The 12,403-nt window shown below is 61.2% G+C and carries 10 protein-coding genes and 1 pseudogene; 10 read left to right on the top strand and 1 reads right to left on the bottom strand.

Annotation, left to right across the window (positions count from 1 at the left end; all coding sequences use genetic code 11):
• Positions 1–6: 6 nt before the first annotated feature.
• From phnL to phnN, 10 genes and pseudogenes are all read left to right on the top strand, one after another.
• Complete coding sequence (gene phnL / locus ACK83U_RS17670; RefSeq protein WP_112610718.1) at positions 7–714, top strand: phosphonate C-P lyase system protein PhnL; 708 nt, start codon at positions 7–9, stop codon at positions 712–714.
• On the top strand, positions 711–1,328 hold the full coding sequence (locus ACK83U_RS17665) for a DapH/DapD/GlmU-related protein (protein WP_112610716.1): 618 nt from the start codon (positions 711–713) through the stop codon (positions 1,326–1,328). Before phnL ends, ACK83U_RS17665 begins: the two co-directional genes overlap by 4 nt.
• A gap of 91 nt (positions 1,329–1,419) precedes the next feature.
• Positions 1,420–1,974, top strand: coding sequence for a pyridoxamine 5'-phosphate oxidase family protein (locus ACK83U_RS17660; RefSeq protein WP_112610714.1), 555 nt, complete (start codon positions 1,420–1,422; stop codon positions 1,972–1,974).
• Between the two features lie 224 nt (positions 1,975–2,198).
• On the top strand, positions 2,199–3,053 hold the full coding sequence (gene phnC / locus ACK83U_RS17655; protein ID WP_112338490.1) for a phosphonate ABC transporter ATP-binding protein: 855 nt from the start codon (positions 2,199–2,201) through the stop codon (positions 3,051–3,053).
• 95 nt (positions 3,054–3,148) lie between these two features.
• A pseudogene (phnD, locus tag ACK83U_RS17650) lies at positions 3,149–4,059 on the top strand (phosphonate ABC transporter substrate-binding protein).
• A gap of 66 nt (positions 4,060–4,125) precedes the next feature.
• On the top strand, positions 4,126–5,106 hold the full coding sequence (phnE, locus tag ACK83U_RS17645; protein ID WP_112610710.1) for a phosphonate ABC transporter, permease protein PhnE: 981 nt from the start codon (positions 4,126–4,128) through the stop codon (positions 5,104–5,106).
• Between the two features lie 8 nt (positions 5,107–5,114).
• Positions 5,115–6,461 carry a phosphonate ABC transporter, permease protein PhnE gene (gene phnE, locus ACK83U_RS17640; protein WP_112610708.1) on the top strand — a complete coding sequence of 449 codons (1,347 nt, stop codon included), beginning with the start codon at positions 5,115–5,117 and terminating at the stop codon, positions 6,459–6,461.
• 188 nt (positions 6,462–6,649) lie between these two features.
• Positions 6,650–7,336, top strand: a complete 687-nt coding sequence (locus tag ACK83U_RS17635; RefSeq protein WP_112610706.1) for a DUF1045 domain-containing protein — start codon at positions 6,650–6,652, stop codon at positions 7,334–7,336.
• Positions 7,337–7,351: 15 nt separating this feature from the next.
• Positions 7,352–8,491, top strand: a complete 1,140-nt coding sequence (locus tag ACK83U_RS17630) for an alpha-D-ribose 1-methylphosphonate 5-triphosphate diphosphatase (protein WP_112610704.1) — start codon at positions 7,352–7,354, stop codon at positions 8,489–8,491.
• Positions 8,488–9,093, top strand: a complete 606-nt coding sequence (phnN, locus tag ACK83U_RS17625) for a phosphonate metabolism protein/1,5-bisphosphokinase (PRPP-forming) PhnN (protein WP_112610702.1) — start codon at positions 8,488–8,490, stop codon at positions 9,091–9,093. Before ACK83U_RS17630 ends, phnN begins: the two co-directional genes overlap by 4 nt.
• 81 nt (positions 9,094–9,174) lie before the next feature.
• On the opposite strand, the gene polA is transcribed toward phnN, so the two are convergent.
• Positions 9,175–12,177: a DNA polymerase I gene (polA, locus tag ACK83U_RS17620; RefSeq protein WP_112610700.1), complete on the bottom strand. Its 3,003-nt coding sequence runs from the start codon at positions 12,175–12,177 to the stop codon at positions 9,175–9,177.
• Positions 12,178–12,403 lie beyond the last annotated feature (226 nt).

Here is a 12,403-nt window from a genome sequence, read left to right as displayed (position 1 = left end):
AGAAACATGGCAACCCCACTCGTCGTTTCCGAAGTCTTCAAAAGCTTCACCATGCATCTGCGCGACGGCATTCGTCTGCCCGTCGTCGCCGATGTCTCCTTCTCCGTCGCATCAGGCGAATGCGTCGTGCTCGGCGGCCCGTCCGGCATCGGCAAGAGCTCGCTGCTGAAGATGATCTACGGCAATTATGCCGTTGATAGCGGCCAGATCCTTGTCACTCACCGGGACAGGATCGTCGATCTTGCAACCGCCGACCCGCGCACCGTGCTCGATGTCCGTCGCCAGACCATGGGCTATGTCAGCCAGTTCCTGCGCACGGTGCCGCGCGTCGCCGCCATCGATGTCGTTGCCGAGCCGTTGCTCGCCCGCGGGGTGAGCGTGACTGATGCCCGCAACCGAGCGGCCGAGCTGCTGGCACAGTTGAACCTGCCCGAGGAGCTCTGGCAGCTGCCGCCTGCCACTTTCTCGGGCGGCGAACAGCAGCGCGTCAACATCGCCCGCGGCTTCATCACCGACCACGCCATCCTGCTGCTCGACGAGCCGACGGCGTCGCTCGATGCCCGCAACCGGGCCGTCGTCGTTGACATGATCGAGCAGAAGAAGGGAGCCGGCGTTGCCCTTCTCGGCATCTTCCATGACGAAGAAGTGCGCGAGGCCGTCGGCAGCCGCATTCTCGACGTCTCGCAGTTCTCGCCGCGGAAGGCCGCCGCATGAGCCGCCAACTGGGCGAGACGCCCTTCATCAGCCCTTCGGCGAGCGTCAATAATTCGACGCTCGGCCGCTATACCGAGGTCTCCGACCGCTGCCGTATCGATGAAGCCGAGATCGGCGACTATTCCTACATCATGCAGGATGGCGCGGTCTGGTGCGCGACGATCGGCAAGTTCGTCAACATTGCCGCCGCCGTGCGCATCAACGCTACCAATCATCCGACATGGCGCGCCACGCTGCACCATTTCACCTACCGCGCCGCCGACTACTGGCCGGATGCCGATATGGAGACGGATTTCTTCACCTGGCGGCGCGACAACCGCGTTGTCATCGGTCACGATGTCTGGATTGGCCACGGCGCGACCGTGCTGCCCGGCGTGACGGTCGGCAATGGTGCCGTCATCGGCGCCGGTGCCGTCGTTTCCAAGGACGTCGCGCCCTACACCATCGTCGGCGGTGTGCCGGCCAAGCTTATTCGCGAGCGTTTCACGCCCGAGGTCGGCGCGCGCATGGACAAGCTCTCATGGTGGGATTGGGATCACGATCGCCTGCGTACGGCGCTTGCGGATTTTCGCGCCCTTTCGGCGGAGGAATTTCTGGATCGCTACGCCGCCTAAGGACGCTTTCCGCCCAAGCCGGGCTTGCACGAGACCGGCGGCCGCTTCAGCCTCAGGCGATCTGTCTAGCCCGAATTAAGGAGGCCTCTTAATGGCAAAGCAATTTTCCAGCGTTGACGACCGGCTGCGCGATTTCATCGCGCGGCAGCATATCTTCTTCACGGCGTCCGCGACATCGGCGTCCCGGGTCAATGTTTCGCCGCGCGAAACGTTATGCCTGCGCATCATCTCCCCGAATACCGCCATTTATCTCGACCGCACCGGCAGCGGCAACGAGACATCGGCCCACATGAAGGCCGACGGGCGGCTGACGATCATGTTCTGCGCAGTCGAGGGGCCGCCGATGATCCTGCGCCTCTATGGCCGCGGGCGGATCATCCATCGATCGACGCCCGAATATCGGGAATTGCTACACGATCACTATGCGGGCGAAGAGCCGCTCGGCGCACGGCAGATCGTATGGCTGGACTTCGATCTCGTGCAGACCTCCTGCGGCTTCGGCGTGCCGCTCTTTTCCTATGAGGGCGAGAGGCCGAGCCTCGACCAGTGGGCCAAAGCCAAGGGTCCTGATGGCATTGAAGAATATCGGCGCGAGAAGAATAGCTTCAGCATCGACGGCCTGCCGACAGGCATGTTTGACGGCTAAACTTAGCGGAAAGCCCTCAGCCGGCTAATCTTGCAAAAACGACGGGAATTGTAACAGCAGTTACATAAAACTGACATCGGAGCTTCATGAAGCGGGACTAATCGGTTGCCTTGTGATTGGCGCCGACCCCGTCGAAACTCCCTTCGAGGCAGGGGCATGCGCCCATTCTTAGCACCGGTACCGCTGAAATTTCTGCAGCCCGGCAGCCGCGAAAGGGAAGCACTATGTTCGAACTCAGGAATGTCTCGCGCCGGTTTGGAAACAAGCTCGCTGTCGATTCCGTGACTTTGGACATACCGCAAGGACAGATGGTCGGCGTCATCGGCCGTTCCGGCGCCGGCAAGTCTACCCTGCTGCGCATGATCAATCGCCTCGCCGATCCGAGTTCCGGTTCCATTCATTTCGCCGGCACCGAGGTTTCGAAGCTCAGCGGCCGTGCATTGCGCAGCTGGCAGCGCGATTGCGCCATGATCTTCCAGCAGTTCAACCTCGTGCCGCGCCTCGACGTGCTCACCAACGTCATGCTCGGCCGGCTGAACCAGCGTTCGACGGTACTGAGCCTGCTGTCCGTCTTTTCCCGTGAGGAACGCATTGAAGCCATCGCGGCACTCGAGCGTCTCGGCATCGAGCAGACGGCCCTGCAGATGGCCGGCACGCTTTCGGGCGGCCAGCAGCAACGCGTCGCCATCGCCCGTGCCCTGATGCAGCAGCCGAAGATGATGCTGGCCGACGAGCCAATCGCCTCGCTCGATCCACTGAATGCCAAGATCGTCATGGATGCGCTGCGGGATATCAACGAGCGTGAAGGCATCACCGTCATCACAAACCTGCATACGCTGGATACGGCGCGCAATTACTGCGAACGCATCGTCGGCATGGCAGGCGGCAAGGTCGTGTTCGACGGCAAGCCGACCGATCTGACGGCAGCCGCCGTCAAGGAAATCTACGGCACCGATAAGGACGGCGCCGGCATCGACGAGAGCATGACGTCGACATCCATCAATATCGCCGATCCGGCCGCGCAAGCCGCGGCGACTGAATCTGCCGGCCCGCAACCGCTGGCACTGGCCGGTCTCTGAGAGGGACGGCCGGGATCGAAGGCCCGCGTCAAGGGCGCATTTCTTCTATCAGACCGAAGACATCCGGGGACACCGGTTAATCAGGAGACGAACCCATGTTGAAGAAAGCACTCTTTGCCGCTACGGCGCTCGTTGCGCTCGCAGTCGGCGCTGCTGCCAACGCAGCAGACCTCAAGGAATTCCGCATCGGCATTCTCGGCGGCGAAAACGAAGCGATCGCCTGCGCAACTACGCCTGCCTTTCCGACCACCTGAAGAAGGAATTCGGTTTCGAGAAGGTTTCGCTGTTCCCGGCCGCCGACTATAACGGCGTTATCCAGGGCCTGCTCGGCGGCACGCTCGACTTCGCCGAACTCGGCGCTTCCGGCTACGCAGCCGTCGCCATCAAGGACCCGAAGGCCGTTACCCCGATCCTGACCACGCAGCAGACCGACGGCTCTACCGGCTACTACTCGATCGGCCTCGCCCTCAAGTCTTCCGGCATCAAGACGATCATGGACGCCAAGGGCAAGAAGCTCGGCTACGCCGACCCGGACTCCACCTCGGGCTACCTCGTTCCCCTCACGCAGATTCCGAAGACCACCGGCGTGCCGAACGACAAGTTCTTCGGCTCGACCCAGTTCAACGGCGGCCATGAAAACAACCTGCTCGCCGCCTATGACGGCAAGGTCGACGTCGCTGTCGACGATTCCTCGGGCGTTGGCGATTTCAAGGACGGCTTCACCTCCGGCACCTTCCGCAAGGAAGTCGACAAGGGCGCCGTAGATCCGAACAAGCTCGTCGAAGTATGGCGTTCGCCGCTGATCCCGAACGGCCCGCTCGTCGTTCGCAACGCTCTCGGCACCGAATGGCAGGCGAAGCTGACCGACTTCTTCATGAAGCTCCCGACGGCCGACGCCAAGTGCTTCAACGCCATCGAAGGCGGCGACTTCAAGGGCTACGTCAAGGTTACCCCGGACTTCTACAACGCCGTCATCGACGTTCGCAAGGCTGCCATCGGCGGCTGATCCGCATTCCGATAATGGGGCGGCCGGCAACGGCCGCCCTTTTGCTATTCACAGAGGCTTGACTTCATGACGATCGCCGATACGCACCCGAACATGCAGAGCGCGCCACAGAGCGCCAAGGAGATCGGCGACGCCTGGAGCAAGATGGTGGCTCGCCGCCGCCTCTACACCGGCATCGGCCTCGTGATCCTGCTCGTCGCCTTCGTCAGCTCGGTGCGCTTCGCCGATGAAAACAACGCCGGGCATTTCTTTGATCGCCTGCCGCATCTCTTCGATTTCCTGAGCTGGCTCATTCCGAAGGACTGGTCCGACGTCTATCGCGCGCTCTTCGACCTGCCAAGCCCGAACGGGGCCAATGGTGCCGGCGGTGAGGAGTTCAATTTCCCGCTCGGTCGCGTCTATGTCTGGGGCAATTTCTATATCCCTGAATATTTCGAGCTGATGATCATCACGATCAACGTAGCGCTGGTATCGACCATCATCGGCGTCGTCTTCGCCGTGCCTTTGAGCTTCTTCGCCGCCCGCAACATGTCGCCATCCAATCCGATTCGTCTGGTGACCAAGCGTATCATGGAACTTCTGCGGGCTTTTCCCGAGATCGTCATCGCCGGCTTGTTTTCGGCGATCCTGTCGATCGGTCCGATCGCCGCCATCATCGCCGTCGGCCTGCATACGATCGGCGCGCTCGGCAAGCTCTTCTACGAAGTGGTCGAGAACATCGACATGAAACCGGATGAGGGCATGCGCGCCGTCGGCGCGAGCTGGAGCGAGCGCGTGCGCTTCGCCGCCCTGCCGCAAGTGCTGCCGAACTTCATGTCCTACGCGCTGCTGCGTCTGGAGATCAATGTTCGCGCCTCCACCATCATCGGCGCCGTCGGCGGCGGCGGCATCGGCGAGGAGCTCAAACTTGCGATTTCACGCGGTTTCGGCGCCAAGACATTGGCGCTGGTGCTGCTTCTCTTCCTGACGATCATCGCCGTCGATCAGTTTTCCGCATGGCTCCGCCGCCGTCTGGTGGGCGAACATGCCTTCCTTTTGCAGCATTGAGGTTGACCATGTCCATCATCGACGCCAGCCGCATGCAGGAAATCGAAGCGCGCTATCCGGAGGTTCTTCACCGATCCTTCCGCCAGCGCTTCGGTGCGCTGATGATGTTCATCGGCATTGTCCTCTACGGCATTTATGCAGTGTGGTTCTTCGATCTGCCGAAAGTCATTTCGGAAGCACATTGGGAGCGCGTCGGGATCTATCTCAGCGAATGGGTGAGCTATGACGTGCAGCCGGAATTCCGCATCTCCGGCGACAAGATCACCATTAAGTATCCGCGCTTTTCGCCTTTGGGCGACAATCCCAATCCTGACTGGGTCAAGACCAACCCCGATGGCAGCATGACCGTTTCCGTCAGCGGCACGAGCCGCACGGTAACCGTGACCAAAACGCAGGCCATCGTGACTGCGCACGGCATTACGATCCCGATCGATATCGCCGGCGATGCGCCGAAGATCGTCGGCTCCGAGCCCGTACCCAGCTGGATGACGGTCTATGACGACAATATCCTGGTCAATCTCGGCTTTGCGGGCGATGCCAGCATTTCCACTGATCGCGTGAAGATCCGCAAGCGCTTTCTTGGCTGGGCCAACTTCGTCTTCGACACGCATTCGCCCTTCTTCGACAAGCCGGCGAGCGAAGTCATCAGCCTCATCGTTTCGGGGCCGCGGCTGGACCCTGCCCAGTCCAATCTCTCACTGGCCTTCGACAATGTCTGGAACAATGGCGCATGGCAGCATGGCGACGTCTGGACCAAGCTGTTCCAGACCATCGTCATGGCCTTTCTGGGAACGTTGCTCGGTTCGCTCGTAGCCTTTCCGCTCGCCTTCCTGGCGGCTCGCAACATCACGCCGAACCGGCTGCTCAACCAGATCCTCAAACGCCTCTTCGACTTCCTGCGTTCGGTGGACATGCTGATCTGGGCGCTATTCCTGACCCGCGCCTTCGGCCCCGGCCCGCTTGCCGGCAGCGGCGCGATCTTCCTCACCGAGACGGGTACGCTCGGCAAGCTCTATTCCGAAGGCCTGGAGAATATCGACAACAAGCCGCGCGAGGGCGTAAAATCCACCGGCTCGCCGACCATTCTCGTGCATCGCTACGGCATCATGCCGCAGATCGTTCCGGTCATCGTCAGCCAGACGCTCTACCAGTGGGAATCGAACGTGCGCGGCGCGACCATCATCGGCGCCGTCGGCGCGGGCGGTATCGGGCTCAAACTTTGGGAAGCGATGCGCACCAACGCGAACTGGGAAAACGTCGCCTATATGGTGCTGTTGATCCTGATCGTCGTCTTCCTGTTCGATGCTGCATCCAACGCCTTGCGTTCGCGGCTGATGGGTGCGCGAGCGAAATAAAAAGATCGGGAAAAAATCGTTACGCATCATCATTCTGTCACGGGAATCCGGTAGCGCAGGCCGGCAAGACCGCAGCGGTCAAGCTGGCTTTAGCCGGATTCGGACCGTTGCTGCCTTGCTGCTCTTGCGGTTTGTCGCAAATCACCCAACAGTGTCCCGCGCAGCCGATTTTTCCAAGGAATGCAGCCTTGCGCTATGCTCTCTATTTCACGCCGCCCAAAGAAGATCCGTTGACATCGCTTGCCGCCCGCTGGCTGGGCCGTGATGCATTTTCGAATGAGATTTTTTCCGACAAGGCCATGGCGCCGCTGCCGGAAGGCCATGCCGAACTGACGGCCGATCCGCGCCGCTACGGCTTTCATGCCACGCTGAAGGCGCCGTTCGAGCTAGCCGCTTCGGTGACCGAGCGCGATCTCCTCGAAGTTGCCGCCGAATTCGCCTCGCAGACCAAGGCTTTCACCATTCCGGAACTTGTGTTGGGCCAACTCGGCCATTTCTTCGCGCTCGTGCCCAGCACCGTTTACGAACCGTTACAAGATTTCGCCTCGCGCGTCGTGAAAGCCTTCGAGCCTTTGCGCGCACCGCTTTCGGACCATGACATCGCAAGGCGCAAGCCGGAAGGCTTGACGGAGCCGCAGCGCGCCAATCTGCTGCGCTGGGGCTATCCTTATGTCAATGACGAGTTCCGTTTCCACATGACGCTGACCGGTCGGGTTCCCACGGAGCGTCAACCCGAACTACAGGAAATTCTGCGCCATCGCTTCGCCGAACATACCGGCAAGCCGCTCGATATTTCCGGCCTCGCCGTCTTCGTCGAAGAAGAGCGTGGTGCTCCCTTTACCGTCCGTTCCTGGCTGCCGCTTGCCGGCGCCTAATATGAAAGAGCCGATATGACCAAAGAAACCGTCCTTTCCAACGCCCGCATCGTCCTCGAAGACAGGATCGTCGACGGCTCCGTGCTGATCCGCGACGGTCGCATTGCCGGCATTTCCGAAGGCAAGTCCCTCATCGGCGAGGATTTCGAGGGCGATTATCTGATCCCCGGTCTGGTCGAGCTGCATACCGACCATCTGGAGGCACATTATTCCCCTCGCCCGGGCGTTCGCTGGAACAAGACGGCGGCGATCCAGGCGCATGATGCCCAGATCGTCACCTCGGGTATCACGACCGTGTTCGACTGCCTGCGCATGGGCTCTGATGAGGACGGTGGTTTCGAAAAGGGCGAGATGCGCGATATGGCCGATGCCATCCAGGCGGCCCAAAGCGAAGATCGCCTGCGCGCCGATCACCTGATCCACCTGCGCTGCGAAGTCTCTTCTGACAACGTGCTCGACCACTTCCAGGATTTCGAGAAAGACCCTTACGTCCGTCTAGTTTCGCTGATGGACCATGCACCGGGCCAGCGCCAGTTCCAGACCATGGATCAGTACGTCTTCTACTATCAGAAGAAGCGCGGGCTCAGTGACGAGGCCTTTGCCAAGTTCGTTGCCAAGCGCCAGGAAGAATCGGCGAAATATGCCACGCCGCATCGTGACGCGATCTCCAAGGTCTGCGCCGAACGCGGCATCACGGTCGCCAGTCATGACGATGCGACGCTCGCCCATGTCGATGAAGCCATCAATTACGGCGTTCGCCTGGCGGAGTTCCCGACCAGTATCGATGCCGCCAAGGCTTCCCACGGCGCCGGCATGAGCGTGCTGATGGGCGCGCCCAACATCGTGCGTGGCAAGTCGCATTCGGGCAATATCGCCGCCCGCGACCTGGCCGAACTCGGCGTGCTCGACGTGCTGTCCTCCGATTACGTGCCGCTCAGCCTGTTGCACGCCCCCTTCATCCTCGCGGACGAAGTCGAGGGTATTTCGCTGCCGCAGGCGATTGCCATGGTGACGGCGACGCCGGCAAAGACGGTCAGCCTCAACGACCGCGGCCGCATTGCCGAAGGGCTGCGGGCGGATCTCGTGCGCGTTCGCCGCGATCACGGCGTGCCGGTGACGCGTTCCGTCTGGCGGGAAGGACGCCGGGTGGCATGAGCGCAAGCGCCAATCTCGAGCCGGCTAATCTCGGCCTGACGGATGCGACAGCGGGCACGCTCGCCGTCGTCGTCGGCCCGAGCGGTGCCGGCAAGGATACGCTGATGAATCTGGCCGCCCGGCATTTTGCCGGCCGACCGGATGTCCACTTCGTTCGCCGCGTCATTACGCGCGACGGCGATGCTGGTAACGAAGACCACAGAAGCGTCTCCGACGCCGATTTCGATGCGATGGAACAGGCCGGTGCCTTCGCCGTCTCCTGGGAAGCGCACGGCCTGAAATATGGCATTCCGGCCAACGTCTTCGATGAGCTTGCGCAGGACCATCTGGTGATCGCCAATGGCTCACGCTCGGCGCTGCATCACTTCCAGAGCGCATTTCCACGTCTGAAGGTCATCAACATCACGGCGACACGCGAAGTGCTGGCCGAGCGGTTGATGGCGCGCGGACGCGAGAGCCGCGAAGACGTGCTGAAGCGGCTGGAAAGAAGCTCGCTGACCGTTGAGGGCAGCTACGACGTCGCCGATATCGACAATAGCGGCACGCTCGAAGAGGCCGAGCGCGCCATTATTTCGGTGCTGGAAATGCTGATCGGCAAATAAGAGTATTTAAGCTGCCCAATCTCGCCCTTGGCGGCGAGAAAGCAATTTCACCAACTTAGGAATGCGACACCCGATATAGCCTTAATGCGCCTCATCCCAATTGTGGGCAGCGCGCGCATCGACCTTCAGCGGCACGGCCATGTCGACCGCCGGCATGGCGGCGTTTTCCATGACCGAGACGATGATCGGCGTCGTGCGCTCGACATCCGCATCCTCGACTTCGAAGATCAGTTCGTCGTGCACCTGCAAGAGCATGCGCACACGATCGCCAAGCCCGGCTGCGGCCAGCGCCGGCTCCATCTTGATCATGGCACGGCGGATGACGTCGGCGGCAGAACCCTGGATCGGCGCGTTGATCGAGGCGCGCTCGTTGAAGGCGCGGACGGAAGGGTTGGAGGAGCGGATTTCGGGGAAATGGATGCGGCGGCCGAAGATGGTCTCGACATAGCCCTTGTCGCGCGCCGCCTGCTTGGCGCCTTCCATGTAATCGCGAATGCCTGGGAAGCGCTCGAAATACTTCTTGATATAGTCGCCGGCTTCCGAGCGCTCGATCGAGAGTTGGTTCGCCAGTCCGAAGGCGGAAATGCCGTAGATGATGCCGAAGTTGATCGCCTTGGCGCGGCGGCGCACTTCGCTCGGCATGCCGTCCACCGGCACGCCGAACATTTCGGAGGCCGTCATCGCGTGAATGTCGACACCGTCCTCGAAGGCCTGCTTGAGCTGCGGGATATCGGCGACATGCGCCAGCACGCGCAACTCGATCTGGCTGTAGTCGGCGGAGACGAGCTTGTGGCCCGGCGTCGAAATGAAGGCGGTGCGGATCTTGCGGCCTTCCGCCGTGCGCACCGGAATATTCTGCAGGTTGGGCTCGGAGGAGGAGAGGCGCCCGGTCGTGGTCGAGGCCAGCGAATAGGAGGTGTGGACGCGCTTGGTCTCGGGATGGACATAGCTCGGCAGCGCATCCGTATAGGTGGATTTCAGCTTGGTGAGCTGGCGCCAGTCGACGATCTTGCGCGGCAGCTCGAAGCCGGCCGCCGCCAGATCCTCCAGCACCTGCGCCGAAGTCGACCATTGCCCCGTCTTGGTCTTGCTGCCACCGGCCAATCCCATCTTGCCGAAAAGGATATCGCCGAGCTGCTTCGGCGAGCCGATATTGAAGCGCTCGCCGGCCAGATTGTAGATCTCGTCTTCCAAGGCGGCGGCACCCTGCGCCAGCTCGCCGGAAAGGCGGGAAAGGATCTGCCGGTCGATGGTAATGCCGCGCTCCTCCATATGGGCAAGCACTGGCACGAGCGGCCTTTCCAATCGTTCGTAGACGACTGAAAGTTTTTCTGCCGCAAGTCGTGGTTTCAGCACCAGCCAGAGGCGCAGCGTCACGTCGGCATCTTCAGCGGCATAGGCGGTCGCGCGGTCGATATCGACGAGATCGAAGGTGACGTTGGACTTGCCGCTGCCGGCGACGTCCTTGTAGGCGATCGGCTTGTGGCCGAGCCAGCGCTCGGAGAGGCTGTCCATGCCATGCGTGGCATTGGCGCCGCCATCGAGCACATAGGACAGCAGCATCGTGTCGTCGAAGGACCGCGTCTCGATGCCGTAGCGCTTCATCAGCAGGTAATCGTATTTGAGGTTCTGCGCGATCTTGAGGATGGAGGCATCCTCCAGCAGATCCTTCAATCTCGGCAGCGCATCACGCAACGGGATCTGATTGTCGGCCAGGCCGCCGCCCAACAGATCGCCGATACCGGTCTTGTGAGCGAGCGGCACATAGGCGGCACGGATGGAAGAACCCGAGGGATCGTTGCGGTTGTCGGCGATCGCCATCGAGAAGCCGACGATCTCGGCCTGCATGGCATCGAGTGAGGTCGTTTCCGTATCGAAAGCGACGATACCGGTTTCGCGCGCATCCGCGATCCAACGGTCGAGCGTGGCGATATCGCGGATGGTCACATATTTCGAATGGTCGATCGGCGCGCTCGCAAAACTTGCGGCGCGCGCCTTGGCGAGATCCTCGGGCTCTGTGGTGCCATCCAAAGCCAGACGCGCCTTGGCCGACGGCGCTGGAACCGATGCCCCTTCAGCCTCGACAACGCTGCCGGCAACAAGATCGACATTTTCGCCAACATCGAGATCGGGACCATGAGCGCCCTCGCCCCATTCGATCTTGACGACGGCGGGCTCGATTGCCGCCGCATCGCAGTCGCAGGCCTCCGCGACGCGCCGCGTCAGGGTCGTGAATTCCATGGTCTTCAGGAAGCCGATCAGCTTCGGGCCGTCCTGCGGCTCCAGCACCAGCGCGTCAAGCGCAAGTTCCAGCGGTACATCCGTCCTCAGCGTCACCAACTGGCGCGAAATGCGGGCAAGTTCGGCATTGGCGATGATGTTTTCGCGACGCTTCTGCTGCTTGATCTCGTCGGCGCGGGCAAGGAGCGTGTCAAGATCGCCGAACTCCTCCAGAAGCTGCGCCGCCGTCTTCGGGCCGATGCCGGGAATGCCAGGGACGTTGTCGACCGAGTCGCCGGTCATGGCCTGCAGATCGATCATCTTGTCCGGCGGTACACCCCACTTCTCGAGCACGTCGGGAATGCCGATCTGCTTGTCCTTCATGCTGTCATACATGTGGACCATGGGGGTGACGAGCTGCATCAGATCCTTGTCGGACGAGATGATCGTCACATCGGCGCCAGCCGCCTCCGCCTGACGGGCATAGGTGGCGATGATATCGTCTGCCTCGAAGCCGTCGGTCTCGATGCAAGGCAGGTTGAAGGCGCGGGTCGCCTCGCGGATGAGGCCGAATTGCGGGATCAGTTCTTCCGGCGGCGCCGAGCGATTGGCCTTGTATTCCGGGAAGATGTCCTTGCGGAAGGTCTTCGAGGAATAGTCGAAGATCACGGCAAAATGCGTCGGCGTCACACCTACGGAAGTATCGCGCGCCGAAGTCAGCAGCTTCCACAGCATGTTGCAGAAACCGGAGACGGCGCCGACGGGCAATCCGTCGGACTTGCGCGTCAGCGGCGGCAAAGCGTGAAAGGCCCGGAAAATGAAACCGGAACCGTCGACGAGGAAGAGATGATCACCTTTTTTCATGGAAGCATGGATAGCGTGGTGCTCTTCCAACGTCCATATAAACTTCGGTTTTGCAGGCTAGAGCGCTTCCGCTTTTCTTCGAATCGCAGAAACGCTCTATCTTCTGTTTTTATGCAATTCCGGACGGAAAACCGCGATACACTTTTCCTGGAATTGCTTTGATGAGATGACCAGATCTCTCACCGAAACGTTACTAACTTTTAATCAATCTAATCTGCGCATTCCC

It is taken from the genome of Rhizobium sp. WW22, assembly GCF_047041135.1.
Classification (GTDB): domain Bacteria; phylum Pseudomonadota; class Alphaproteobacteria; order Rhizobiales; family Rhizobiaceae; genus Rhizobium.
The sequence above is the reverse complement of the archived record's forward strand: the minus strand, read 5'-3'. Positions and strand labels throughout refer to the sequence as shown.